Genomic DNA, 24,059 nt, shown 5'->3' on the forward strand with positions numbered 1-24,059 from the left:
AAATCTCCCGCACTTCAGCGCAATAGCTCGGCAGGGCTTGGTATTCAGGGGACAAGGCATGGACGATACGAGCGCGCGCAGGCGTCTTAATCTTTGGGCCTCCGCGCCGGATCGTCATTCGCTGCTGGAAGACGCGCAGGGCGTTCTTGCGGGCAGCATGCTGGTATCGCTCGGCGTCACGCTGTTTTCCGCAGCCGGTCTTTTGGCGGGTGGCACGGTTGGTCTGGCGTTCCTCGTGCATTACGGCACCGACCTCAGCTTCGGTACGGTCTTCTTCCTCGTCAATCTGCCGTTTTATTATCTCGCCTTCCGCCGCCTCGGCCTCGCCTTCACGGTCAAGACCTTCTGCGCCATCGCTCTGACAGCGCTGCTGTCGGAATATATGCCCGGCTTTTTCGCCTTTCAGAGCATCAATCCGGTTGCCGCAGCACTTTTCGGCGGATTGACGGTTGCGGCGGGCATGCTGGCGCTGTTTCGTCATCGCACCAGCCTCGGCGGTTTCGGCATTCTGGCGCTTTATCTGCAGGATCGTTTCGGCTGGCGCGCCGGCCTCGTGCAGCTCGCCTTTGACGGCATGGTGCTGGCCTGCTCATTCTTCGTTGCCACACCCTTTGTCATTATCTGCTCCGTTCTCGGAGCACTGGTTATGAACCTCACGCTTGCTATCAATCACAGGAACGACCGCTACATTGCCATGTAGCGGCCGCCGGTCGCGGGTTTGCGAGGTCAGGCCGCCTTCGCAGCCGCATCAACCGGATGCTGCGAGCGGAAACCGACGGCAATACGGTTCCAGGTGTTGATGGCGCCGATGGCCACCGTAATCTTCACGATTTCCTCATCGGAGAAATGCGCTTTCAGCGTTTCGAAGGCATCGTCCGGAGCCCCGGTCTCAGCAATCTTCGTCACCGCATCCACCCAGCCGAGCAATGCGCGTTCCTGCTGTGTATAAACGGGAGATTCCCGCCACACGCTCATCAGGTTGATCCATTGTTCGGAAAGCCCGTCATGGCGGCTTTCCTTTACATGCATATCCACGCAGAAGGCACAGCCATTGATGATCGAGGCACGCAGCTTGATGAGGTGAACGAAACGGCGTTCAAGTCCGCTGCCCTGAACGTAATTTTCAAGCGCCATGACGGCCTTGAAGGCTTCGGGGGATGCTTTGGCATAGTTGATACGGGTTTTCATGGGTCTCTCCGTTGGTTGGGTCAGTTTGAAGTCATGCGTCATCGGTCCGGAAAGCGGCGAAGCTCTCCGGCGTAGATCGGTTTTTTCTTCGGAGCCTGTTTTCCAGTCTCAGCGCGCTGCTGTCTTGCGCTCGTTCAACTCCAGGAAGGCACAGCCACGCGCAGCAATCCCACCATCGTCAGTGGCGGCAAGATCGCCCAGAATATCGGCAATGGTGGTTTTGGCGAGTTCCGCCCTATAGACCTTCTCCGCCTTCAACATCGCTGCATTGATACCACAGGGCTTGGTGAAGTACCGGCCCGGCAATGGGTTTGGACCGCGTTGCCGGATTTCCGCGCAACGGAAAGCCGGCTGCGGCCCTTCAACGGCCAGAACGATGTCCAGCAGGGTGATCTTGTCAGTCGGTCGCGCCAGACGATAGCCGCCCTTCGGCCCCGGCACCGTGGCAACTATTCCCGCGCTGGACAATGATTGCAGGTGCTTCAGAAGATAGCTGGTGGAAACGCCGTGGAATTCCGCGAGCGCGGCCGCGGACAACACGCCGCCTTCGGAAAGTCCCGCCAGCATTCCCACGCTGTGAATGGCCTGTTCAACGCCGTCCCCGAGTTTCATCGGTCTTTTCCATGTCCTGTTGCTGCGCTATCATGGATATTATTTATCCATGATTCTGTTTTCCTGTCAAGCGGCCCTGTTCCGCCCTTCTTTTTCTCAGGTTTTTCACTACGTTAAAGGCGTGAAACACACCGAGCCCCCCATTTCCGGCATAGATGTCGGCACCTTGCCCCTTTCATTCCAGAAATGGTTTGTCGAAAAAGGGTGGTCTCCGCGCGCCCATCAGCTAGAGCTTATGGCGCGGGCACGGGGCGGCGAGAACATGTTGCTGATCGCGCCCACCGGTGCTGGCAAGACGTTGGGCGGCTTCATGGCCTCGCTCACCGATCTGACAGAGCGGGGCAAGATACCGCCTGGCTCCGGCTTTGTCGGCGTGCACACCCTCTACATCTCACCGCTGAAGGCGCTTGCAGTCGATATCGAGCGTAATCTCACCAAGCCCGTTTCCGAAATGGGTCTGCCGATTGTCATCGAAACCCGCACCGGCGATACGCCCCAGGCGAAACGCCAGCGCCAGAAGGTGCGCCCGCCGGATATCCTGCTGACCACACCGGAACAGGTCTCGCTGCTGCTCGCCAATAAGGAGGCCGAGCGCTTTTTCCGTGACTTGAAATATGTGGTGCTGGATGAGCTGCATTCGCTCGTCACCTCCAAACGCGGCCATCTGCTGTCGCTGGCGCTCGCCCGCGTGCGCCGGCATGCGCCCGATGTCCGTTTCATCGGCCTTTCGGCCACGGTGGCGGAGCCGATGGATTTGCGCCGTTATCTTGCACCGCAGGGGCAGGGGAAGCCGCCCGCCGGCTTGATAACCGTCGAAGGCGGTGCAAAGCCGGATATTTCCATCTTGCACACGGAAGAACGCATCCCATGGTCCGGCCATTCAGCACGTTATGCCGGAAAGGACTTATACGAAGCGTTGAAGCAGCATCGGACGACGCTGGTGTTTGTCAACACACGCTCGCAGGCGGAAAGGGTCTTTCAGGAGCTCTGGACGATCAATGACGACAATTTGCCGATCGCACTGCATCACGGCTCGCTGGATGCCGGGCAGCGCCGCAGGGTGGAAGCGGCCATGGCGGAAAACAGGTTACGTGCCGTTGTTGCCACCTCCACCCTCGATCTCGGCATAGACTGGGGTGACGTTGACCTTGTCGTGCATGTCGGCGCGCCGAAGGGCGCTAGCCGCCTCGCTCAGCGTATCGGCCGTGCCAACCACCGCATGGATGAGCCGTCAAAGGCGATTCTCGTTCCCGCCAACCGCTTCGAGGTGATGGAATGCAGGGCAGCGCTGGATGCCAACTATATCGGCGCGCAGGATACGCCGCCGATCGCCGAAGGCGCGCTTGATGTTCTCGCCCAGCACGTACTCGGCATGGCCTGTGCCGAGCCTTTCGATGCGGATGAACTTTATCGCGAAATCACCAGCGCCTCGCCCTATGCCGACCTGCCGCGTGCCACCTTCGATCGGGTGGTGGATTTTACTGCCACCGGCGGCTACGCGCTGCGCACCTATGAACGTTATGCCCGCATCCGCCAGATGAAGGACGGTCGCTGGCGCGTGTCCAATCCGGCGGTAGCGCAGCAATATCGCCTCAACCTCGGCACCATCGTCGAGGCGGCGGAACTCAATGTCCGCATGGTCAAGCGCAATGCCAAGGGCACGGTCGGTCGCGGTGGCATGTCGCTCGGCAAGGTCGAGGAATATTTCCTAGAGCAGCTGGTGCAGGGCGATACTTTTCTCTTTGCCGGCAAGGTGCTGCGGTTCGAGGGCATCAGGGAGAATGAATGCTTGGTCTCACAGGCCTTTTCCATGGATCCGAAGATACCCTCCTATGCCGGTGGCAAATTTCCGCTTTCCACCTACCTGGCAGATCAAGTGCGCTCCATGCTGGCAGACCCGACACGGTGGCATGCCCTGCCGGATCAGGTTCGCGACTGGCTGGCAATCCAGAAGGAGAAGTCGATCATTCCCAAGCGCGACGAGCTATTGGTGGAGACCTTCCCTTTCCGCAAGCGCTTCTTCATGGTCATGTATCCCTTCGAGGGACGGCTGGCGCATCAGACACTCGGCATGCTTCTGACGCGGCGGCTGGAGCGGGCCGGGGCAAAACCGATGGGTTTCGTCGCCACCGATTATTCGCTGGCCATCTGGGCCATGGAGGATATCGGCATGCGGCTGAAGTCTCGCCGCCTGTCGCTGGCCGACCTTCTCGATGAGGACATGCTTGGCGACGATCTGGAAGCATGGCTTGACGAATCCTTCATGCTGAAACGCACCTTCCGCAATTGCGCAGTCATTTCCGGGCTGATCGAACGCCGCCATCCCGGCAAGGAAAAGACCGGACGGCAGGTCACGGTGTCCGCCGATCTTATTTATGACGTTCTTCGCAGCCATGAGCCGGATCATATCCTGCTGGAAGCGACGCGACGCGATGCCGCAGCAGGACTTTTGGATATTGGCCGCCTTGGCGATATGCTGAAGCGAATCAAGGGACACACCACGCATCGCGCGCTGGAGCACGTTTCGCCCCTCGCCGTTCCGGTCATGCTGGAAATCGGCCGGGAGACGGTGGCGGGCGAAGCGATGGACGATGTGCTGGCGGAAGCTGCCGATGAGCTGATCGCCGAGGCCATGTCCTGAAATATGCCCATGTGCTGAAGTATGCATTGAAGGAACAACGATAAAAGTGCTGAGCCGGCTGACATTGAGCGACAGGTTTTCCAACGGCTTCGAATGCCTGGGCAGCGAGACCGCCATCAACGGCGTTTCCGCCTGGTGCGACCCTTTGGGTGGGCTCTACCTGCCCGACCTGTCGCTGCTCGTCGTTTCCGACCTGCATCTGGAAAAGGGTGCGGCTTTTGCAAGGCGTGGACGCATGCTGCCGCCCTATGACACCATCGCCACCCTCAAGATACTGTCTTCCCTCGTCAGCCGCTACGATCCGAAGATCGTCGTCAGCCTCGGCGACAATTTTCATGATCGCGTCGGCTCCCAGCACCTGCCGCTGCCGTTGCGCGAACTTATCCGCGAGATGGCCCGCGGTCGCGAATGGATATGGATCAACGGCAACCACGACCCCGATGGCACGGTCGATCTGCCGGGTTCTTCGGTGGATGAGATGTTTTACGGCAATCTCGTTTTCCGCCACGAACCTAAGCCGGGCGATGCGGCCGGTGAAATCGCCGGTCACCTGCACCCCTCCGCCACTGTGCGACGCCGCGAGAAGACGGTGCGGCGGCCCTGTTTCGCCACCGATGGTTCGCGTCTGTTGATGCCGGCATTCGGGGTGTTGAGCGGCGGGCTGGATTTACGCCACAAGGCAATGCGCGGCCTGTTCGATCATGCCGCTCTCGTCGCGCATCTGATGGGGAGAGATCGCATCTACTCGGTGCGGTTTTCCAGTCTGCTCGGCTGAGATTTTAGCGCAGCCTATTGGCGGTAGACCAATACCGGTATCTTCGAATTCTTCAGCACCTTGGCGGTCACACTGCCGAGCAGCATCTCGACGAAACTCCTGCGCCGGTGCGAGGCCATGGCGATGAGATCGCAGCCGGTCTTGTCGGCTATTTCGATGATCGCCTCGTCCGGCCGCCCCGCCCGCGCCAGCAGGGCCTCGCAATCCAGCCCCATGGCGGTGGCATGCGCCTGCGTATCGCGAAGCAGATGCTCCGCCTCTTCGCAACGGTGGAATTCCTCTTCGGCAATGGCGGCAATGTCCTCGACATCGCTGGCAATCACATGAAAGGGTTCCGATACCGTCACCACGGTCACCTTTGCGCCTGCCTCCTTGGCGAGAGCGAACCCTTGGTCGATTGCGATCTGCGCCAGCGGCGAACCATCGGTGGGAATGAGAATGTGCTTGAACATGACATTTCTCCTTTTCATCCCCGTTACAACCGCACTTGCCGCCATCAGCTGCGTGCGTTTGTAACGCCTTGAATTTTACAGCAAACCCCGGAAGGAAGCGAATGCTATCTTTGCCAGTGCGGGTGGCAGACGCTCTCTTTTGCGCGATTGAAAACGCTCAGTCCTTGCGGAAGATGATGCTGGCGCCCCAGCCGGTGACGACGGCGAGCAGAACGCAAAGCGCGCCGTAAGCAAGCGGCGTCTGATGCGCGGCATCGGTGATCGCCTGTTCCATGCCGGTCTTGACGACGCGCAGTTTTAATTCGCGCTGGGCGATGAATTTGCCGCTCTTGAAGAGATAGGCGCGCGCCGTGTGCACCCCGTTCGGCACGTTGGCGGGCAGGCGCAAGGTCGCCCAAAACAGGCCCGTGCGTTCCAGCCGCACCCCTGTCGTGTCATTGCGGTAGATGCCGCTCGAAAGCTTGAGCCGACGATAGGCCTCCTGAAAATCGAAGACATTGTCGGGCACGCCCGAAAAGACAGCGCTTTTGAGCGACAGATGGTCGACGCCGAGCCCCATGGCGCGCAGCGTTCCGGGGGAGGCGACATCGCTGATATTGCGGGTGCTGGCCATGGAGTAGGATTCCGGCAGCGGCGTGAAGGTGATGGCGCTGGTATTGATCCAGATGCCTGCCACACGCTCCTTCTTGCGCACGGTCATGTAGTCGCTCGGCCCTTCCAGCGTCACCACGATATCATATTGCCCGATGGCCAGTAGCAGCTGGTCGGTATTGTTGAGTGCGCCGAAGAGGGTGAAATCCGCCCCGCGAAAATCCGAGGCTATCGGAATTTCCGTCGTCGAAGCGCCGATTTCGATGTTTTCCTGCAGGGGGCGCTGCTGCGGACCCGGCGGCAGCGCAAGCGGCGGCGTCTGGGCGGAAGCAGTTTGCCCGAAGGCAAGACAGGAGAGCAGGGCAAGGGCGGCAAGCAACAAATGGCGGGTCAATAACCTAACCCCCCGACGGCGACCGAAAACAGATCTTCCGGCCGCACCACCAGCGATACCGCAAGGCGAAGGGCGACGGCGAGGACAAGAAGCGCCAGCAGCGCACGCAGCTGTTCGCCGCGCAGTTTCTGGCCGACGCGTACACCATATTGCGCGCCGATGACGCCAGCCACCATCAGGATGAAGGCCAGCACCACATCGACGGAGTAGTTGGTCGCTGCCTGTACGACGGTCGTGTATGCGGTGACGAAAATGATCTGGAACAGTGAGGTGCCGACAACCACACTGGTGGGAATGCGTAACAGATAGATCATCGCCGGCACCATGATGAAACCGCCGCCCACACCCATGATAGAGGTGAGTATGCCGATGCCGAAACCGAGCGTGACGACTGGAATGATGCTGAGATAGATCTTCGATTTCTTGAACCGCATTTTCAGCGGCAGGCGGTGTACCCAGTTGTGGTGTCCCGGCCGGCGCAGCGTCACCGTCTCGTTGCGGGCGGCGCGGCGAAGTGCCGAAATGCTTTCCTTCAGCATCAACCCGCCTACGGTGCCGAGCAGGATGACGTAGAGCAGCGAAACGATGAGATCGAGCTGGCCGATGCTGCGCAGGAAGGAGAATATCCACACGCCGACCGTCGCCCCCAGGAGGCCGCCGACGAGCAGAACGCTGCCGAGCTTGACGTCGAGGGTTCCACGCCGGAAATGGGTGATCGAGCCTGAAACGGAGGAGGCCACCACCTGGTTGGCGCCCGTCGCCACGGCCACGACTGGCGGAATATTGTAGAAAATCAGCAGCGGGGTGATCAAAAAGCCACCGCCCACACCGAACATGCCGGACAAAAAACCGACGGCCGCGCCCATGCCGAGAATGATGAAAATATTCACCGACAGTTCTGCGATCGGCAGATAGACAGTCACGGCTCGGACCTCGGGCAAATGGTTCCGGGCGGCATGGCTTGTCCGGTGAGGGGGCCTTGCCGCGATTTACACTTTCTGTCTGAAAAGACCGGGCATGCCCAGCCTTCATCCGTCATGCCCGCGAGGGCCTAACCTGTCAACATTCAACGGTAAATACGTTGATAATTTGGAAAGATAGAGGTCTGGCGAAGGCAGCCGCCCACATTCCTGTAAGGCGTTGCAAAAAAGCGGCCGGGGGGCCGCTTTTTGGGTTTCAGAACCATTATTTATTGCGGGCGAGAAGCGCTGTCACCAGTTCGTTGGTAATGCGCCCGTCCGGGGTCTGGCCCACGGATTTCTGAAAGTCCTTGATGGCCGTCACGGTGTTCTTGCCGAGCTTGCCGTCCGGCTGCCCGGCATCGAAGCCGTTCTTGTTGAGGATCGCCTGAATGTTGCGGATCGCCTTTTCCATGTCCACGGAGGCGGTTTTCACGCCTTCCTTGCCAGCCCACTCTTCCGGCGGGTTGACGCTGTTGGCATCTTCCGAAAGCGGCTTGACCTTCCACGCCTCCACCTTGGCCTTGGCGCTCTGGAGCTGCTGCGGGTTCAAGGCCCCCGCCACTTCGTCGCGCTTCTGGGCGGCATCGGCATCGCCATCCTTGGCGGCAATGGCGAACCACTTGTAAGATTCCTCGATGTCCTGCTTAACCCCGCTGCCGCGGGCATAAAGAATGGCGAGGTTGAACTGGCTGTCGCGGACGCCGAGTTCGGAGGCCTTGATGAACCACTGCGCGGCGGCAGCAAAATCCGGCTGGCCAGCCGCGTCGGAAGCGAGCAGGACGGCAAGATTGTGCATGGCGCCCGCATTGCCCTGTTCGGCGGCCAGCGTGTAATAGCGCTTCGCTTCCGGAAGGTTGCGTTCGACGCCGTTCGCCTTCTCGTAGAGATTGGCGAGACGATATTGCGCGGGCGCAAGACCGCGATCGGCAGCCAGCTTGTACCACTTCGCGGCTTCGGCACGGTCGGCGGCAACGCCGCGACCGTCGGTGTAGCGGGCTGCGATTTCGAAAAGCGCCTGCGTGTCGCCCTTGGCGGCGGCTTCAGCAAGCGATGCGGGCTCTATCCCGGCGGGAACGACGATGGCGCCGTCGGCGGGAGCGGCCGTGAAGACGGCCTCAGCCGGTTTCGGCGGTTCCGCCTGCGCGACGGTGCCGGACTTTGCGGGATCCACGGCGGGAACATCGGCGACCGGCGGCTCCTCGGGTAGCGGCGCACCGCCAATGGTCCGGTGGTCAATGGTATTCTGTGCCGGAGCGGAGTTCTCGATGCTATCGGCCGGGGCTGCCTGCTCGGATCCGATCGCGAGGTCAGACGGTATGGTGACGGCCTTGTCGCCGGTTTCGGGAAGGGCGGAAACCGGTGCATTGTCCATCTTCTGTTCAATCACCGGCGCCGGGGCTTCCGTGCCGCTGATCATTGTCTTGACGAGAGGCATGGCCATCATCGCCAGAAGGATCGCGCCGATACCGAGCAGCAGCGGCCTGCGATAACGCGAAAGAGCCGAAGTTTCGGTCTTTCTTTTCTTTTTGCCGGTTTCAAGCTTTTCCGGCGCTGTTTCCATCGCGGCGGCCTGCGCGGCACGGCGGGCGGCGGCGATAAAGTCCGTCCGTCCTTCCGCGTCCACGGCCTTGCCGGTGGCGGCCACCTGGCTGGCGCGCACGCGTTCCAGGATTTTCTTGATATCAGGCGCGCCCGAACCGGGCTCCAGGAGTTCGTTCTCCTGACCGGCTGGCAGAACGTCGATCGGATCAAGCGACGGGGCAGGCTCAACCTGGGTGCGGGCGGAAGAGGCCGATACGGGTTCTTCCTTGGTCTTTGCGGGCTTCGCCGTGCTTGTTTTGAAGCGCTTCGTCAGCCCGGCGAGCAGGCTCGTTTTCTCTGCTTTTGCGGGCTTGACGGCAGCGGGCGGCACGATGGCGGTCGCGTCGTTGTCGCTGACATCCTCAAGAATGGCCTGCTCTTCGGCTATATAGCCTTCTTCCGGGAATATGGCGGCCGGCATCGCGACATCTTCGCGGCCTGCGGCAACAGCCTGCTGTGCAACGTGACGGGTGGGCTCTTCGCGGTAGGACGGTCCGTTGTCGAGATTATCCAGGCGGCCGGCAATCTGCACCAGCGTTTCGTGCAGTGCTTCGAAGGTGCGGTGCGTGCGCTCTTCGGTGTTGCGGCTCAGCGCTTCAAGGTTGCGCAAATCGGCCGCGAGATCGGTCAGCATCGACATGTCGTCGATGTTCGCGCCAGCCGAGAGGTTGTTGCGGGTATAGGCGTCGAGAACGGCCTCGGCTGCCTGCCGGGCCGCTTCGATGATATATTCGTCGTTCGAAGCCATATAGTCTTCGATCGCCGCCATGCGCGCATCGAGTTCAGGCGACATGCCTGCGGCCTGCATCTGCACCGGCTGGCTGATCAGCGTCGAGAGATGGGCGATCTGGTTTTCAAGGCTCGCCAGCGCATGGCTGTCAGCGGGGGCGGCATGGGCGGTCTCATCCAGTCGCGCGGCGATAGTGCCAAGCCGCTCTTCCAGGCGCGAAAAGGCGCTTTCACTGAGGTCCGATGCCAGCTGCGGCTGGCTATAGCGATAATCGAGCTCCTCGATCTGCCGAGAGAGCGTGTCGAGCCGTTCGGCCAGACCCTCATTGACGGTGCCGTGGTCGAGCGCATCGATCTTGCGGGAAATGTCGCTGAGGAAAGACGTCAGCTCCGCCTGTTGCGAAGGGCGCTGCGACCGTTCCAGAAGCAGTGAAAGCTGGTCCAGTCGCTCATGCAGTTGCGCTGCATCGCGCGCGGTGCTCAGCTCATCGATCTTGCCGGCCAGCGCTTCAAGGCGCGTAGTAAGATCAACGGAGGGTTCCGGTTTTGCAGCGGCGAGGCGGTTGATATCACCGAGCTGTTCGGCGAGGCCGTTCAGGCGGTTTTCCAGTCGCTGGGCGAGCGCATTGTCGGTTGCCTGCGCATTGGCGCGTGTGCCGGTCGCCGCAATGGCGCGGCTGATTTCGTCCAGCCGCTGATCGAGACCGGAAAACTGTTCGCTGAAGACCGCTTCATTCGGCTGCATGTGCTTGCCGAGTTGCTCGACCGCGCTGGCGATCGCGATCAGCTTCTCCTCGAGCACGCGAACGGCCGGATTGTTGCTCATGCCGCCGAGTTGCGTCTTGATGTCATCGAGACGATAAGCGAGCGAGACGATTTCATCCTGAAGGGCGCCGGCATCGAAACCGCGCAGCGTGTCTTCCACATTGTTCCAGCGGCTTTCGATCCGATGGACGCTGTCTTCGCGCGCCAGCTGGTCAATGGTGAGGCGCAGGTCCTCGAATTCGTTGCGCAGCGCATAGACATCCGGAGATGCCAGATTGCCGAGCTGGTCGATGCTTCCGGCAAGCCGTGCGATGTCATCGCGCAGATCGCCGATGAATTGCTGGTCTTCCGCCGCGGCGCGGATATTGCGGATTTCCGCGCGCAGTCCCTGCGCCTCCCGCGCAACGCCCTCGGCAATATCGTGCTTCAATTCGTGGCGAAGGTTGACGAGTGCCTGCGCGATTTCCTGCAGGGCCGCGTCATTGCGTGGCTCCTGATAGGGCGGGATGGCGCGTGCGCGCGGTGCGGCCTGAGGAGCCGGCTGGGGCTCCCTCTGCCGATATTCCGGCGCGAGCGGCCGTGTGATCGTGCGTTCCGCGCGGGCGGCAGGTTCCTGCGGTCGCTGGAAGCTGGTCTCCAGCAGACGCTGGCGCTGGCGTATTTCGTTGACGGGATCAAGTTGCGGTGGCGTCACGCTTGTGCGTGGCTCGCGTGGTGCGGCATAGGTTTCGCTCTTTGTTTCCGGCGGGGCGCCAGCGGCCCGCTGGTCGCGCGGAAACTTCTGGCTCATCAACCCTTCGATGCGGGCTTCAAGGCCTTCAATGGTGCGATTGAGAGCATCAAGCGACGACCTGTCGCTTGGCTGTTGGGTTTTCGATCGCAATCCGTTCATCTTTTCGCTCGCTTCGCTTCCGCCCGCCGTGCCCGGTTATCTGTCGCGACGTTGCCTGTTTGGACACGCCGTCGCCGCAACATGCAGCAATTCTAGAGCCGGTATTTGCCCCCGTGGAGGAAAATGCGCCGATGAACGAAGCAGTTACCTCCATCGGGAGAATTCACGAAACGTGGTAAAGAAGTGGTTAACCAAGGTCGGAATTTTTTAACTTTTGCGATGCAGGCCGAGCCCCGGGGCGGTGCGGAGGACAATTACGCAAAAAGGGAGAGCTATAACCCCATGGAATTTATTTGACGTTTACGCGCACGTCAAATATTGTCACGTCATATCGGCCGGATTATCTCCGGCGCCCACGATGCGGAGGAACATCGGTAATGCCTGTTTACAAGGCCCCAGTTAAGGACACGCTTTTTATCCTGAATGACGTTCTCGGCTTGGAGCGGTATAACAACCTGCCCGGCTTCGAGGATGCGACGCCCGACATGATCGAGGCAATCACCGGCGAAGCGGCAAAGCTTGCCGAGGAACGGCTTTTCCCACTCAATCTTTCCGGCGACCAGCAGGGTTGCAAGCGCGCCGATGACGGTTCTGTCTCCGTGCCCGATGGTTTCAAGGAAGCCTATGACGCCTATTGCGAAGGCGGCTGGATCGGCCTTGCCGTTCCCCAGGAATTTGGCGGGCAGGGCCTGCCCTATACGCTGCATGCGGCGATCGGCGAATATATGTCTTCCGCCAACCTGTCCTTGATGATGTATCCCGGCCTGACACAGGGCGCTATTGCCGCCGTTCTCGTTCACGGTACTCCGGAGCAGAAGCAGACCTATCTGCCGAAAATGGTCGAAGGTATCTGGTCCGGCACCATGAACCTCACCGAACCCCATTGCGGCACCGACCTCGGTCTCCTGCGCACCAAGGCGGTGCCGCAGGGAGACGGCACTTACAAGATTTCCGGCCAGAAGATCTTCATCTCGGCTGGTGAACATTCCATGACCGATAATATCGTCCATCTGGTGCTCGCCCGCATCGAGGGCGCACCTGAAGGCACGAAGGGTATTTCGCTTTTCATCGTGCCGAAATTCCTGGTCAAGGAAGACGGCACGCCCGGTGAGCGCAACGGCGTCACCTGTGGTGCGATCGAGCACAAGATGGGTATTCACGGCAACGCCACCTGCGTCATGAATTACGATGATGCGACGGGTTATCTGCTCGGTGCGGAAAACAAGGGCCTTTCGGCCATGTTCGTGATGATGAACGAAGCGCGCCTCGGCGTCGGCCTGCAGGGGCTTTCCGTGGGCGAAATCGCCTATCAGAATGCGGTGGAATATGCCCGTGAGCGTATTCAGGGCCGTTCGCTTTCCGGCGCGAAATTCCCGGACAAGAAGGCCGATCCGATCATCGTGCACCCGGATATCCGCCGCACGCTGATGACCGTCAAGGCCTATAACGAGGCTGGCCGCGCTTTCCTTTTGTGGACGGCGCTGCAATCCGACATCGCCCACCGCTCGACCGATGAGAAGGAGCGGCAGGCGGCAGACGACCTGCTCGGTCTCGTCACGCCGATCCTCAAGGGCGTTTTGACGGACAAGGGCTTCGACCACGCCGTGATGGCGCAGCAGGTCTTTGGCGGTCACGGCTACATCGAAGAACATGGCATGAGCCAATATGTCCGCGATGCGCGCATCACCATGATCTATGAGGGCGCTAACGGCATTCAGGCGCTTGATTTGGTGGGCCGCAAGCTCGGCATGAATGGCGGCCGCGCCGTGATGGCGCTGTTCAAGGAAATCGGCGATTTCTGCGAGGAAAACCGCGGCGATGAAAAGCTCAGCCTCTACACCAAGGGTTTGAAGAAGGGCTTGAACGACCTTCAGGCCGCAACCATGTGGTTCATGCAGAACGCCATGGCCAAGCCCGACAATGCCGGTGCCGGTTCGACCGACTACATGCATCTCTTCGGCATCGTGGTGCTGGGTTACATGCAGGCGCGCATGGCGAAAGCCGCCAGCGAAGCGCTTGCGGCAGGCAGCGCTTCGGATGAGGATTACCTCAAGACCAAGCTTGTCACGGCGAAGTTTTACATGGAGCGCATCATGCCGGAAACGGCGCTGCGCAAGGCCCGCATCGAAACCGGGGCGGACACCATGATGGAACTGGCCGCGGAAGCATTCTGAGAACGAGGGTTCCAATGGTCACGAAGGCAGATCTAACAGATTGGGTAGTCGAGGCGCTTAAGGCGAATAAAGGCGAAGGATCAATTTTGTATGTAGCCAAGTACATTTGGGACCACCATGAAAAGGACCTGCGCGGGCACGATCTTTTTTATTCGTGGCAATACGACATGCGTTGGGCGGCGACGGAGTTGAGAAAAAAGGGACGCCTTGTTGCCGCTGATGATGATCGCCGAGGAAAATGGACGCTGAGATGAGTTTGATGCACTGAGAATACGGTGCAAGGGAGAGAGTTTATGACCGACGTATTTATCTACGACCATGTCCGCACCCCGCGCGGACGCGGCAAGAAGGATGGCAGCCTGCATGAGGTGCCATCCGTTCGCCTTGCCGCCAAGACGCTGGAAGCCATCCGCGACCGCAACGGGCTCGACACTTCCGCTGTCGATGACATCATCATGGGCTGCGTCGATCCTGTCATGGATGCCGGCGCCGTCATCCCCAAGGCCGCCGCCTTCGAGGCCGGTTACTCCAACAAGGCGCCGGGTATGCAGATCTCGCGCTTCTGCGCCTCCGGTCTCGATGCCATCAACTTCGCAGCCGGCAAGGTCAAAGCCGGTTCGGACGATATCGTCATCGCCGGCGGTGTCGAAAGCATGTCGCGCGTCGGTATGGGCATGTCGGGCGGCGCCTGGTACATGGACCCCTCGGTCAACTTTCCGGCCTTCTTCATGCCGCAGGGCGTGTCGGCCGATCTGATCGCCACGAAATACGGTTTCTCCCGTGACGACGTCGACGCCTATGCCGTCGAAAGCCAGAAGCGCGCCGCGCACGCCTGGGAAAAGGGCTATTTCAACAGGTCGGTCATTCCGGTGAAGGACCAGAACGGCCTGACGATCCTTGACCGCGACGAGCACATGCGTCCCGGCACCGATATGCAGGCGCTGGCTTCGCTCAACCCGTCCTTCCAGATGCCCGGCGAAATGGGCGGCTTCGAAGCTGTCGGCATCATGGCCCACCCGGAAGTGGAGCGGATCAACTACGTCCACCACGCCGGCAACTCATCCGGCATCGTTGATGGTGCTGCCGCCGTGCTGGTTGGTTCGAAAGCGGGCGGCGAGGCAATGGGGATGAAACCGCGTGCCCGTATCAAGGCCTTCGCCAATATCGGCTCCGACCCGGCGCTGATGCTTACCGGCCCGGTGGATGTTACCGAAAAGCTTCTGAAGAAGACCGGCATGTCGCTTGCCGATATCGATCTCTTCGAACTCAACGAAGCCTTCGCCGCCGTGGTCCTGCGCTACATGCAGGCTTTCGACATCGACCACGACCGGATGAACGTCAATGGCGGCGCAATCGCCATGGGTCATCCGCTGGGTGCAACCGGCGCGATGATCCTCGGTACGGTGCTGGATGAGCTGGAACGGCGCGATCTGAACACCGCGCTCGTCACGCTTTGCATCGGTGCAGGCATGGGTACAGCAACCGTCATCGAGCGGGTTTAAGGCAGCGGCTACGGCCCGCTTCCGTCATCCTCGGGCTTGACCCGAGGATCTATCCCCGGTGCTTGGATCGTCGGGTCAAGCCCGAGGATGACGAGGAAAGAGAAGCGGCCATTACGATTCAGGGAAGAGGAATCCCAAATGAGCACTTACACCAATTTCACCATCGAGACGGACGCAGACGGCATTGCCCTCGTCACCTGGGACATGCCGGAAAAGTCCATGAACGTCTTCACGTCAGAGGTGATGGACGAGTTGAACGCCATTCTCGACGCCACCGTCGCCGATAGCGCCGTCAAGGGCGTCGTCTTCACGTCGGGCAAAAGCACCTTTTCCGGCGGCGCCGATCTGTCGATGATCAAGTCGATGTTCTCCTTCTACAATGACGAGAAGACGAAGAACCCGGATCAGGCGGCAGCAAAGCTGTTCGAGCTGGTGGGCCGCATGACCGGCCTGTTCCGCAAGATCGAGACCAACGGCAAGCCCTGGGTCTCCGCCATCAACGGCACCTGCATGGGGGGCGCTTTCGAACTGTCACTCGCCTGCCACGGCCGCGTGGCCTCCAGCGCCAAGAGCCTCAAGATTGCACTGCCGGAAGTCAAGGTCGGCATCTTTCCAGGTGCTGGCGGCACCCAGCGCGTCTCGCGCCTGACCGATGCACAATCTGCCTTGCAGATGATGACGACAGGCCAGTCGCTGACCGGTGCGCGCGCCAAGGCCATGGGGCTGGTGCACCAGGTAGTCGAGCCGGATCAGCTGGTCGCAACTGCAAAACAGATGATCAAGGACGGCCTGAAGCCGGTCGCGCCGTGGGATGAAAAGGGCTTCAAGGCCCCCGGCGGCGGCATCTGGACGCCTGCGGCTGCCCAGCTGTGGCCCGCCGCTCCGGCGATCCTCCGCCGCGAAAGTGCCGGCAATTATCCGGCCGCACTCGCCATCCTCAAATGCGTTTATGAAGGGCTGCAATTGCCCTTCGATACGGCGCTGAAGGTAGAGCAGCGTTATTTCACCGAAATCCTTCGCTCGAAGGAAGCCTTCGGCATGATCCGCTCGCTGTTCATTTCCATGCAGGAGCTGGGCAAGGGCGCACGCCGCCCGGCCGGCCAGCCGAAGACGGAGTTCAAGAAGGTCGGCGTCGTTGGCGCGGGCTTCATGGGGGCGGCCGTCGCTTACGTCACCGCCGCAGCGGGTATTCCCGTCACGCTGGTGGATCGCGATCAGGAAGCCGCAGACAAGGGCAAGGGCCATTGCGAGGAAAGCGTCAAGGCCGCCATCGGCAAGGGCAGGCTGACGCAGGATGAAGGCAAGGCCCTGCTCGATCTCGTCACCCCAACAACGGATTACACTGCATTGTCTGATGCGGATCTCGTCATCGAAGCCGTCTTTGAAGACCGCGACGTGAAGAAAGCCGTCATCGAAGCCGTGGAAGCCGTTTTGCCCGAAGGCGCAATCTTTGCCTCCAACACGTCCACCTTGCCAATCACGGGGCTGGCAAAGAACTCCAGGCGTCCGACCGATTTCATCGGCATCCACTTCTTCTCGCCGGTCGAGAAGATGATGCTGACGGAAGTGATCCTCGGCAAGGAAACCGGCGACAAGGCGCTCGCCGTCGCACTTGATTATGTGGCCAAGATCAAGAAGACCCCGATCGTCGTCAACGACACCCGCGGCTTCTTCGTCAATCGCTGCGTGCTGCGTTACATGGCCGAAAGCTACGACATGCTGATCGAAGGCGTGCCGCCCGCAATGATCGAAAATGCCGCGAAATTCGCCGGCATGCCGGTGGGCCCCTTGGCGTTGAACGACGAAGTGGCCATCGATCTTTCCTACAAGATCCTGAAAGCCACCGTGGCCGATCTCGGCGAAAAGGCGGTCGATCCGCGCCATATGGAGCTGGTGAAGAAGCTGGTGGAAGGCGAGGGCCGCTTTGGCCGTAAGAACGCCAAGGGCTTTTACGACTACCCGCCAAAGCCCGCCAAGAAGTCCCTCTGGCCTGGCCTGAAGGACCTCTATCCGCAGCAGAAGCCTGAAGACGTGGATATGGAGGTGCTGAAGCAGCGCTTCCTCGTCACCGTGGCGCTGGAAGCCGCCCGCACGGTGGAAGAAGGCATCGTCACCGATCCGCGTGAGGCGGATGTCGGTTCCATCCTCGGTTTCGGCTTCGCGCCCTATACCGGAGGCGCGCTGTCCTACATTGACGGCATGGGCGTGAAGAGCTTCGTGGCGCTCGCCGAAAAGCTCAGCGAGACATACGGACCGCGCTTCCAGCCAACGCCGCTGCTGAAGGATATGGCCGCCAAGGGCGAGACCTTCTACGGTCGCTTCGATCCCTATGCCAGCGCCGCGAAGGCGGCCTGAGGCTCCAGCGAGATGATTGAACAGGCCCTTCGGGGCCTGTTTTATTATGCCTGTCTACCCGCTTTCCATGCATCCTTTGCTGGGCTGAGGCGTTGAAAAGTCTGACCGGGCAAAAGCGCCCGCCGCCGCAATTCAGCACGCCTCAGGAGACAGCGATGAAAGCACCACTGCGATCCCACGGTTTCGATAAGCCATCAGACCTGGACGACGAGTTGGCCGAACTGGACGAAGAGGCGGAAGCCGTGGCCGCCGAAGAGACGGTGGAAAAAATCGCAGCCAGGAGGACACCTGCCGCCAATACCGTCGACCCGGCGCTGCGTGCCGAACTGGACGAACTTCGCCAACAGGTCGAAAAGATCCGGCGTGATGTCAAGCGGCTTGAGGCGGCCGAGATGTCCCGCCACAGGCCCGCACAGCCCCACCATGAGCGCGACCGCGAGAATTCTCGCCTGATGACGGTCGTGCGCTCCGTAGCCGTCACCTCGCTTGCAAGCCGCATCTTTGCGTCTTCGCCCGTCATGGCGGCGCTGGTAGCCGTGGTGCCTTTCGCGCTTGGTTTCGCAGCACGGCGCGGCGAAGGGGCATAGCCCCACCTGCCATGCTGCGCCCGCCACCGGCCGGGATCGGTCCCTCGCAAACATGACGGCGGGCAAATGCGCTCTGGCATCAGTAGGCCATACAGTGAGTTTTGCTGCGTGAACCGGCCTTCGCCCTGCGCTCTTTCCAGCCATCCACAGGCGCCGTGAAAAAACTGTCAAAAAACTTCGGAAGGGCGCTTGCCATGTTCGAACAAGATGTTATAACCCCGCTCACTTTCGGGGCGCAAACGACCCCGACCGCGAAAAGCGGAGGTTCTTCAAGGACCTGAAGTGCCCGGATAGCTCAGTTGGTAGAGCAGCGGATTGAAAATCCGCGTGTCGGTGGTTCAAATCCGCCTCCGGGCACCATTAATTTCAAGGACTTAGCTCCTATTTATCCCAAAAACGCAGTTGCAACACGTTGCAAAGAAATCTCAATGATTTCAATGGATGCAACGTGTTGCAAATGAATACATGCAACACGTTTGGAACACGTTTTGCAGAATTAACGGCCAGCGGGCGGAAGCAAGTCTAGGCTCCGTGATCCGGGTGGTGCGGCGGATATGCCCCGCTGGCCTTTTATAAAAGACCGGGTCGCTAAGAAGCGCACGCCGGCAAGTCGGCCAGCCGCATGAACAAGGCTGGCATGAAAACTGGTGGCCCTGGGATGACTCGAACATCCACCCGCGATTTAGAAGATCGCGATCTATCCTGTTGAATTACAGGGCCTTGGTACGTCAGGAGCGCTGTTTCGCAGCCTTCACGGCTTCGGCCCACTCGTCCTTGCGAAGACGCTGCAGATCGTTCAGAGCGGCCGCAATGGCGGGTTGCTCATCTGTGTATTCACCGTGCGGGCATTCCACGAGAAGCGACGCATGCCGAAGCTTGCCGGCCACGTCCGCCTCACATGTCACTGGCGCGTTGATTATGGCGTCAGAGATAATCCAAGCGGCCTCGCTGAGCTTATCGCAAGCATCATCCGGCATCTCGCCGTGACGGGCGCCAGCAGTGTGGAGTTCCGCGAAGAGGGCGGACATGCGGGTGATGAATGATTCTGGCATGCCTTCGGCGCTCGCCGTTATGACGTTGTTTACCATGATCTCGGTTCCGTGTTGCTTTTGTGTCGCTGCGTTTGTACTGTGTACATATGAAGCCACACGAAATTAACCGTGTCAACATATATTTGTACAGGGTACCAAAAATGAACGCCACTCAGCTCAAAATGGCCCGAGTCGGACTCGGTTGGGGGGTTCGCGACCTTGCTGAAAAGGCTGGGATTACCGCCAACACGGTTACGCGGATCGAGAACGGATCTGACGCGAAGACCTCAACAATACACCTTCTTCAGACGGCTTTAGAAATCGGCGAAGAGATCGAACCGGGTAAATGGCGTTTCGCCGAATTCGTTGAGCCTGACGGCGTTCGCATACGGCTTGGCGGCGATCCGGACGCCGAGCGTGGGGCGGTTGTCCATAAGCCAATATGACGTCAGGCTTGACCCACGACCAGGAGCCGTCCTAACTTACCTCTGCGGCCACCACCCGCAGGCTCCCCACCTGCCACCACCGAACGGGAAATTGTTCAACGCGCCTTGTGCGCATCAGGTCGGTGGTATGATCCTAGATCTCGAAGACAAAATTTACACAGCGGATGAAGTTGCGGATTTGCTGCGACTTACAAATAGGGCGGTGATCAAGCTTGCCAAGGCGCACGGTTGTTGCTCGCGCTATGGTCGCTCCTACCTTTTCTCAAAGGCTGATGTTTTGGCGATATGGGAGGTGCTGCGGGAGCCGATGAACGAGTCGAAGACAAAGCTGCGCGATGTGGCGCTGTCAGGTCGCCAACTGGAGGAGAGCCTGATGAAGCTATCCGGAAAGAAGCGTAAAAAGAGTAGATCCAATGTCTGAACCGCCACGCCTCATTGGTCGCAAAGAAGCGGCCGCGTATCTCGGGATCGCAGAGTCCACGTTTTCAATGTGGGTTGCCACACACAAGATGCCTCCGACTATCCCAGGGACGAGAAAATGGGACAAGCGCGCGATCGATACCAAGCTGGACGAAATCAGCGGTTTGACGACCCTTCACGACACAAATGTTTTCGGCGAGCTCGACGAACTAGAGGAATGGCGGGAGCAACAAAAGCAACGAGACAAACACAGGCCGCTTTATGGCTTAGACGCTCGGAAAAAGGACATTCTCCGCTTCCTTTTCGACTACCCGCATGTCGACAGCGTCGATCAGATTCCGAGGGCCGGTGAGACTACCATGGCGCAGTTGAGCGAAATTGGCTTGGTCCGTACCGCTGGGAGAGATCATCGAGGGAGGCCGAAGTGGTCAATCACCGAAGAGGGCAGGAATGAGATACGCCGAATAGACACTTGGACTAACTGGTCTTCCAAGTGAACGTCATTCAATCTTTATGGCTGTCGAAGAGAGCGTTAACGATGATCGCGGCCAATGTGATGATCTGCGCTTGACCCGTCAAAGAACGGTTCGGCTACTGCGCGGCGCGGGCGACTGCAAGCTCACCTCACAGGTCGCCGAAAATCAGTTGTTCCAGCCTCTCGGCATGACTGATCCATATATCCACGTAAGCCTGAGGCAACTGACAGAATTGAGCAACTTCATCAACGGTCCTGTCACCGCTGTCGATCGCATTCTTTATACTGTCTCTCATTGGCTTAGGAAGAAGCACCGCCATAGCACGGAAAGCCCCAAAATGATCATTCAACGCGGGAATAAATGGCGCCCCGGTGAGTTGCGTTGTGATGATGTTGGGTATCAACTGCGCTAGTTTTTCCGGCGTATCCACACAAGATTGCGGTCCATCGAAAACGTGCATGACCTCTTTTACGATGACCAGCCTCTTCCAGTCGTCCTGAAGGTCGTTTCCGTAAAGAATGTCAGTGTGAATCTCAATGTCATCTGGGTTTTGTGAATATGGAACCCCGACATTGATAGCTCTTCGACGAAAGCCGCCTCGGAAACTTTGGCTGTTCCGGTTAACGCCGTGCAATTTAATGATCTTGTGATCGGTGTTTTCACGCACCCAAGATAACACCTGGTTCACATGAACCGGCAGTTCTTCTTCTTCACAAAAAGAATCGACGAGAGCTTTGTATGTCATAGCTCTCGTCGATATCTAAAGAGTATTGATTTTGCAACCGTAATTAAGCCGGAAGCAAGAATCTATCCACACTTACACGTTGAGTAGTTTCTTCAAACCACTCGGAAGTTTCTGCCTGTCCAGAATCGACCTGTACAAAGGCTGCGTGAACATCCTTGCAAAACTCTTCCACGGTAACAGTCTGCTCCCCGGGAAAGAATTTCAGATCAAGTACTCTCGATCCTTCGGTTCCTTCGGGAAACAGCAGCTTGGTGAGACGTTCCATCTCTTTCATATCGCTATCTCCTTTGGTTGCGTTAAAAAGCGTCCAGCATTATCATGCCGAATGCACGTACGGCTACATACGATATCCATACATCGTATTCATCTTTCTTTACCGAAAGATGAATACGATGTTTGAATATCTATGTGTCAACCGTTTGTTGATTTAATAAATGCCCTATTGTCAATAATGTTTCAAGCGCTGGCGTATGAATTTTTGATGATATCGCATTTATGTGTTCATAAAATCGCAGTTAGGTGCTGCAATTGAATTGCAAACGTTTGCAATTCGATCTGCATTTAGCAGCCGAACCTCCTTTGCAGGGGCGCGGCTGCCGCACGCGTAGCTGATAACAGCTACATTCTAATGCGCCTGCCTTTCAACGAGACGCTTTACCGGTGGAGCGGGGCGAGCTTTAGCGCTTGAACGCCGAAGCGATGATATTTTGCTGCGTCACAGTGTTTGAGTTTTCTGAAATATTCAGGGTGAAGGTCGTCTGAGTTCTGCCGCTCGGAGGAATGACGACTCTGGACAGCGATACCGGCACTGACGTGCTGTTATTGCCGCTGACGAAAAAAGACGGGATCACGACCCCGTCGTTATCAATTAGAGTCACTGTAACCCTTGGGTTAGCGACTGTCGGATGAAACGACACCAGAAAACTAAAGTCGACACGAAGTTTTGGCGATCCAAGACCGTGATTTATGGTAACGCTTGTGGATCCCGTCTCGACTTCCGTAATCGCCCCCTGTGCAATATTCGACGTGCCAACAGTCAGTGTGCCGATGTATGCACTCGAAATATCGACGTTGCCGAGCACGCCAGACAGCGCCGACATCACGCCGCCTCCAGCGTAATGGGCCGGCCTAGGACATCGCCAAAGTCATGAACAACGTCGACCGAGACACCGTCCGCGGTAATGGTAGCAACTTCGATCTTCCCGCCGCAAGCGTGATGGGGAACGCCCCCCCCAACCGGCGTTGGCAACTGGTTTCGATTCCAGTCAACAAAGGGCATAACGAACCCATCAAATGTCTCTTCGGTGACGTTCATCGGGTTGTCGCGCAGCTTGAAGACGCTAGGGTCACGGCTCGCAATGTTCATCAGTTGGCCCGTCTCATCGAACCGCCACTTGCTGTCCTGATCTGGCTTAGACGGGTCGAACTCACCAATAGCCAGAAAAAAGCCGCGCTCAGCGGTCCAGCCAGCTAGAAAGATACGCATGAAACCGCAGCGGCCGAAAACCCGCTTCACGGTCTCCGGAGTGAATGTCAGTTCCTTTTCCAAGATTTCCAGCGCTTGGGCCGGCGGGTAGTCCTCGGTCAAACGGTCAAATGCTGACGTGAAAAACATAACCGCGTTGTAATCACCGACGCCCGCCATGACTAGCGGTTTTCCGCCGTGCGCCGTGCGGATCTTGGATCCCAGCCAGGCAACGTTGCCATCTTCATCCCAGGCGCAGCCGTCAGAAATGACCTTGATGCAGTTTTCGAATTTTTGGATAAATATTAGCGACATTGTTACCCCAACTTCACGTTTCGTTTTTGAGCCGACCGAACGCCGGCCTCAATTCGGCCTTGCAGTTCTGCGGCCTGTTTTGCGACAACCTTTTCAAGCCTAGCCACGGCTTCAGCATCAGCGCCACGAGCGTCAAGACACATTCCCCGCGGTATCAATCGGCCATTACAGCAAATCCTCCAGAGAGTTGCTAGACTCTTGCGTGCATCCGTGTTCAACTTTTCGTTGCTAACGAAGGAGCGACAAAATGAAAAACGGACTGTACAGCGTGAAATTCACTGTCGCTGGCGGCGAGGGAGGCGGAGTCGTAGTCTTGAGAGACGGAAGACTCCTCGGAGGAGAGCAGGGCTCCTATTACATCGGCACTTACCACACTGACGACGGCAAGCTTGTCGCGGATGTTAAAGTCAAGACGCACACTATGGCACCGGGCATGACATACGTCCTGGGCCCGAGTGGCGGGGATGTACATCTTGAGGGGACGAATTCAGGCGACACTGCCCACGCTATTGCAACCTCCCCTCAAGCGCCCGGCATTGTTTTTGATTGCCATTTTCAATGGCTTTCGGACTGATCGGGTTTTCGAGAGTCTTTGCTCCTGCCTTTCAGCGAGACGCTTTTAACTAGATGACTGAGCGGACCTTTTGCTTTGGTTCAGTCCGCTAGTGATGGCCCGTGACGATATGTGTGCTGATGTCTTTTTTGATGATGGCGGGTTCACTGATAGCCATCCACAAGAGATAGACCAAGCCACCTACAAACGTAACGCAGCCGCTGACCAGGATGGCAATACCTAGATACAATGTTGTCAAATGACTCTTGTTCATCTTTCTTATGCCAGCTGGGTTGAGCAATACCGTCAGAATACTTGTGGTGCTATTCTTTTCAAGATGCATGCCTCCAAGCAGTGCAGTTAATTTCGCCGAGGAACCGGTCTGCGGTTGCTTGAGGACATGCTTAC

General features: G+C 58.7%; 24 protein-coding genes and 2 tRNA genes. 13 read left to right on the forward strand and 13 right to left on the reverse strand.

The window, feature by feature from the left end:
• Positions 1-58 precede the first annotated feature (58 nt).
• Positions 59-700: a YitT family protein gene (locus QE453_RS11200; protein ID WP_309777073.1), complete on the forward strand. Its 642-nt coding sequence runs from the start codon at positions 59-61 to the stop codon at positions 698-700.
• Between the two features lie 26 nt (positions 701-726).
• Here the strand turns inward: QE453_RS11200 and QE453_RS11205 are convergent, their stop codons facing one another.
• The gene (locus tag QE453_RS11205; protein WP_006698962.1) at positions 727-1,188 is read right to left on the reverse strand and encodes a carboxymuconolactone decarboxylase family protein; all 462 of its coding nucleotides are present in this window, start codon (positions 1,186-1,188) and stop codon (positions 727-729) included.
• 108 nt (positions 1,189-1,296) lie between these two features.
• A complete protein-coding gene (locus QE453_RS11210) occupies positions 1,297-1,800 on the reverse strand; it encodes an Rrf2 family transcriptional regulator (protein WP_004439813.1) in 504 nt (167 codons plus the stop codon).
• Positions 1,801-1,849: 49 nt separating this feature from the next.
• Between QE453_RS11210 and QE453_RS11215 the strand changes: the two genes are divergently transcribed.
• Both QE453_RS11215 and pdeM read left to right on the forward strand, forming a co-directional pair.
• Positions 1,850-4,441: a ligase-associated DNA damage response DEXH box helicase gene (locus QE453_RS11215; protein ID WP_309777074.1), complete on the forward strand. Its 2,592-nt coding sequence runs from the start codon at positions 1,850-1,852 to the stop codon at positions 4,439-4,441.
• A 46-nt stretch (positions 4,442-4,487) separates the two neighbouring features.
• Positions 4,488-5,216, forward strand: coding sequence for a ligase-associated DNA damage response endonuclease PdeM (gene pdeM / locus QE453_RS11220; protein WP_004439820.1), 729 nt, complete (start codon positions 4,488-4,490; stop codon positions 5,214-5,216).
• Positions 5,217-5,230: 14 nt separating this feature from the next.
• Here pdeM and QE453_RS11225 read toward each other — a convergent pair whose 3' ends face one another.
• The 4 genes from QE453_RS11225 to podJ all read right to left on the reverse strand — a co-directional run bounded on the left by QE453_RS11225 (position 5,231) and on the right by podJ (position 11,582).
• The gene (locus QE453_RS11225) at positions 5,231-5,668 is read right to left on the reverse strand and encodes a universal stress protein (protein ID WP_006697645.1); all 438 of its coding nucleotides are present in this window, start codon (positions 5,666-5,668) and stop codon (positions 5,231-5,233) included.
• Positions 5,669-5,825: 157 nt separating this feature from the next.
• Positions 5,826-6,653, reverse strand: coding sequence for a TIGR02186 family protein (locus QE453_RS11230; RefSeq protein WP_004439826.1), 828 nt, complete (start codon positions 6,651-6,653; stop codon positions 5,826-5,828).
• Positions 6,650-7,576, reverse strand: coding sequence for a sulfite exporter TauE/SafE family protein (locus QE453_RS11235; RefSeq protein ID WP_004439829.1), 927 nt, complete (start codon positions 7,574-7,576; stop codon positions 6,650-6,652). Before QE453_RS11235 ends, QE453_RS11230 begins: the two co-directional genes overlap by 4 nt.
• 262 nt (positions 7,577-7,838) lie before the next feature.
• Positions 7,839-11,582: a cell division protein PodJ gene (gene podJ / locus QE453_RS11240; protein WP_309777075.1), complete on the reverse strand. Its 3,744-nt coding sequence runs from the start codon at positions 11,580-11,582 to the stop codon at positions 7,839-7,841.
• 377 nt (positions 11,583-11,959) lie between these two features.
• Here podJ and QE453_RS11245 point away from each other — a divergent pair, with 377 nt between their 5' ends.
• The 6 genes from QE453_RS11245 to QE453_RS11270 all read left to right on the forward strand — a co-directional run bounded on the left by QE453_RS11245 (position 11,960) and on the right by QE453_RS11270 (position 18,560).
• Positions 11,960-13,756 carry an acyl-CoA dehydrogenase C-terminal domain-containing protein gene (locus QE453_RS11245; protein WP_045532861.1) on the forward strand — a complete coding sequence of 599 codons (1,797 nt, stop codon included), beginning with the start codon at positions 11,960-11,962 and terminating at the stop codon, positions 13,754-13,756.
• Positions 13,757-13,770: 14 nt separating this feature from the next.
• Positions 13,771-14,010: a hypothetical protein gene (locus QE453_RS11250; protein ID WP_045532859.1), complete on the forward strand. Its 240-nt coding sequence runs from the start codon at positions 13,771-13,773 to the stop codon at positions 14,008-14,010.
• Positions 14,011-14,049: 39 nt separating this feature from the next.
• On the forward strand, positions 14,050-15,258 hold the full coding sequence (locus tag QE453_RS11255; protein ID WP_045532857.1) for an acetyl-CoA C-acetyltransferase: 1,209 nt from the start codon (positions 14,050-14,052) through the stop codon (positions 15,256-15,258).
• Positions 15,259-15,396: 138 nt separating this feature from the next.
• Positions 15,397-17,613: a 3-hydroxyacyl-CoA dehydrogenase NAD-binding domain-containing protein gene (locus QE453_RS11260; RefSeq protein WP_309777076.1), complete on the forward strand. Its 2,217-nt coding sequence runs from the start codon at positions 15,397-15,399 to the stop codon at positions 17,611-17,613.
• Positions 17,614-17,768: 155 nt separating this feature from the next.
• Positions 17,769-18,200 carry a hypothetical protein gene (locus QE453_RS11265; protein WP_244405285.1) on the forward strand — a complete coding sequence of 144 codons (432 nt, stop codon included), beginning with the start codon at positions 17,769-17,771 and terminating at the stop codon, positions 18,198-18,200.
• A 284-nt stretch (positions 18,201-18,484) separates the two neighbouring features.
• Positions 18,485-18,560, forward strand: a tRNA-Phe gene (locus QE453_RS11270).
• Between the two features lie 285 nt (positions 18,561-18,845).
• Here the strand turns inward: QE453_RS11270 and QE453_RS11275 are convergent.
• Both QE453_RS11275 and QE453_RS11280 read right to left on the reverse strand, forming a co-directional pair.
• A tRNA-Arg gene (locus tag QE453_RS11275) sits at positions 18,846-18,920 on the reverse strand.
• Positions 18,921-18,928: 8 nt separating this feature from the next.
• A complete protein-coding gene (locus QE453_RS11280; protein WP_309777077.1) occupies positions 18,929-19,288 on the reverse strand; it encodes a hypothetical protein in 360 nt (119 codons plus the stop codon).
• 104 nt (positions 19,289-19,392) lie between these two features.
• On the opposite strand from QE453_RS11280, the gene QE453_RS11285 reads away from it, so the two are divergent.
• From QE453_RS11285 to QE453_RS11295, 3 genes are all read left to right on the forward strand, one after another.
• Positions 19,393-19,677 carry a helix-turn-helix domain-containing protein gene (locus tag QE453_RS11285; protein WP_175421930.1) on the forward strand — a complete coding sequence of 95 codons (285 nt, stop codon included), beginning with the start codon at positions 19,393-19,395 and terminating at the stop codon, positions 19,675-19,677.
• Positions 19,678-19,804: 127 nt separating this feature from the next.
• Entirely contained in the window at positions 19,805-20,098 is a 294-nt protein-coding gene (locus tag QE453_RS11290; RefSeq protein WP_309777078.1) for a helix-turn-helix domain-containing protein, read from the forward strand.
• Entirely contained in the window at positions 20,091-20,594 is a 504-nt protein-coding gene (locus QE453_RS11295) for a hypothetical protein (RefSeq protein ID WP_309777079.1), read from the forward strand. The genes QE453_RS11290 and QE453_RS11295 overlap by 8 nt, the downstream gene beginning before the upstream one ends.
• A gap of 127 nt (positions 20,595-20,721) precedes the next feature.
• Here QE453_RS11295 and QE453_RS11300 read toward each other — a convergent pair whose 3' ends face one another.
• The 4 genes from QE453_RS11300 to QE453_RS11315 form a co-directional block, all read right to left on the reverse strand.
• Positions 20,722-21,318, reverse strand: coding sequence for a hypothetical protein (locus QE453_RS11300; protein ID WP_309777080.1), 597 nt, complete (start codon positions 21,316-21,318; stop codon positions 20,722-20,724).
• 43 nt (positions 21,319-21,361) lie between these two features.
• Complete coding sequence (locus QE453_RS11305) at positions 21,362-21,592, reverse strand: hypothetical protein (protein ID WP_309777081.1); 231 nt, start codon at positions 21,590-21,592, stop codon at positions 21,362-21,364.
• A gap of 403 nt (positions 21,593-21,995) precedes the next feature.
• On the reverse strand, positions 21,996-22,418 hold the full coding sequence (locus QE453_RS11310) for a hypothetical protein (RefSeq protein WP_309777082.1): 423 nt from the start codon (positions 22,416-22,418) through the stop codon (positions 21,996-21,998).
• Positions 22,418-23,098, reverse strand: coding sequence for a hypothetical protein (locus QE453_RS11315; RefSeq protein ID WP_309777083.1), 681 nt, complete (start codon positions 23,096-23,098; stop codon positions 22,418-22,420). The genes QE453_RS11310 and QE453_RS11315 overlap by 1 nt, the downstream gene beginning before the upstream one ends.
• A gap of 247 nt (positions 23,099-23,345) precedes the next feature.
• Here QE453_RS11315 and QE453_RS11320 point away from each other — a divergent pair, with 247 nt between their 5' ends.
• Entirely contained in the window at positions 23,346-23,672 is a 327-nt protein-coding gene (locus QE453_RS11320) for a GrlR family regulatory protein (RefSeq protein WP_309777084.1), read from the forward strand.
• 88 nt (positions 23,673-23,760) lie between these two features.
• On the opposite strand, the gene QE453_RS11325 is transcribed toward QE453_RS11320, so the two are convergent.
• Positions 23,761-23,994 carry a hypothetical protein gene (locus tag QE453_RS11325; RefSeq protein ID WP_309777085.1) on the reverse strand — a complete coding sequence of 78 codons (234 nt, stop codon included), beginning with the start codon at positions 23,992-23,994 and terminating at the stop codon, positions 23,761-23,763.
• Positions 23,995-24,059: the final 65 nt, after the last annotated feature.

Origin of the sequence: Agrobacterium sp. SORGH_AS_0440, from assembly GCF_031453135.1 — a bacterium.
Taxonomy (GTDB): domain Bacteria; phylum Pseudomonadota; class Alphaproteobacteria; order Rhizobiales; family Rhizobiaceae; genus Agrobacterium; species Agrobacterium pusense.

What these genes read in the sequence shown, in the direction of transcription:
- QE453_RS11320 (WP_309777084.1), top strand. Translation starts at nt 23,346, where the DNA reads ATGAAAAACGGACTGTACAGCGTGAAATTCACTGTCGCTGGCGGCGAG.
- QE453_RS11280 (WP_309777077.1), bottom strand. Translation starts at nt 19,288, where the DNA reads ATGGTAAACAACGTCATAACGGCGAGCGCCGAAGGCATGCCAGAATCA.
- QE453_RS11315 (WP_309777083.1), bottom strand. Translation starts at nt 23,098, where the DNA reads ATGTCGCTAATATTTATCCAAAAATTCGAAAACTGCATCAAGGTCATT.
- QE453_RS11225 (WP_006697645.1), bottom strand. Translation starts at nt 5,668, where the DNA reads ATGTTCAAGCACATTCTCATTCCCACCGATGGTTCGCCGCTGGCGCAG.
- QE453_RS11265 (WP_244405285.1), top strand. Translation starts at nt 17,769, where the DNA reads ATGAAAGCACCACTGCGATCCCACGGTTTCGATAAGCCATCAGACCTG.
- QE453_RS11300 (WP_309777080.1), bottom strand. Translation starts at nt 21,318, where the DNA reads ATGACATACAAAGCTCTCGTCGATTCTTTTTGTGAAGAAGAAGAACTG.
- QE453_RS11305 (WP_309777081.1), bottom strand. Translation starts at nt 21,592, where the DNA reads ATGAAAGAGATGGAACGTCTCACCAAGCTGCTGTTTCCCGAAGGAACC.
- QE453_RS11210 (WP_004439813.1), bottom strand. Translation starts at nt 1,800, where the DNA reads ATGAAACTCGGGGACGGCGTTGAACAGGCCATTCACAGCGTGGGAATG.
- QE453_RS11255 (WP_045532857.1), top strand. Translation starts at nt 14,050, where the DNA reads ATGACCGACGTATTTATCTACGACCATGTCCGCACCCCGCGCGGACGC.
- QE453_RS11310 (WP_309777082.1), bottom strand. Translation starts at nt 22,418, where the DNA reads ATGTCGGCGCTGTCTGGCGTGCTCGGCAACGTCGATATTTCGAGTGCA.
- QE453_RS11245 (WP_045532861.1), top strand. Translation starts at nt 11,960, where the DNA reads ATGCCTGTTTACAAGGCCCCAGTTAAGGACACGCTTTTTATCCTGAAT.
- QE453_RS11250 (WP_045532859.1), top strand. Translation starts at nt 13,771, where the DNA reads ATGGTCACGAAGGCAGATCTAACAGATTGGGTAGTCGAGGCGCTTAAG.
- QE453_RS11215 (WP_309777074.1), top strand. Translation starts at nt 1,850, where the DNA reads ATGATTCTGTTTTCCTGTCAAGCGGCCCTGTTCCGCCCTTCTTTTTCT.
- QE453_RS11295 (WP_309777079.1), top strand. Translation starts at nt 20,091, where the DNA reads ATGTCTGAACCGCCACGCCTCATTGGTCGCAAAGAAGCGGCCGCGTAT.
- podJ (WP_309777075.1), bottom strand. Translation starts at nt 11,582, where the DNA reads ATGAACGGATTGCGATCGAAAACCCAACAGCCAAGCGACAGGTCGTCG.
- QE453_RS11205 (WP_006698962.1), bottom strand. Translation starts at nt 1,188, where the DNA reads ATGAAAACCCGTATCAACTATGCCAAAGCATCCCCCGAAGCCTTCAAG.
- QE453_RS11325 (WP_309777085.1), bottom strand. Translation starts at nt 23,994, where the DNA reads ATGCATCTTGAAAAGAATAGCACCACAAGTATTCTGACGGTATTGCTC.
- QE453_RS11290 (WP_309777078.1), top strand. Translation starts at nt 19,805, where the DNA reads ATGATCCTAGATCTCGAAGACAAAATTTACACAGCGGATGAAGTTGCG.
- QE453_RS11200 (WP_309777073.1), top strand. Translation starts at nt 59, where the DNA reads ATGGACGATACGAGCGCGCGCAGGCGTCTTAATCTTTGGGCCTCCGCG.
- QE453_RS11285 (WP_175421930.1), top strand. Translation starts at nt 19,393, where the DNA reads ATGAACGCCACTCAGCTCAAAATGGCCCGAGTCGGACTCGGTTGGGGG.
- QE453_RS11260 (WP_309777076.1), top strand. Translation starts at nt 15,397, where the DNA reads ATGAGCACTTACACCAATTTCACCATCGAGACGGACGCAGACGGCATT.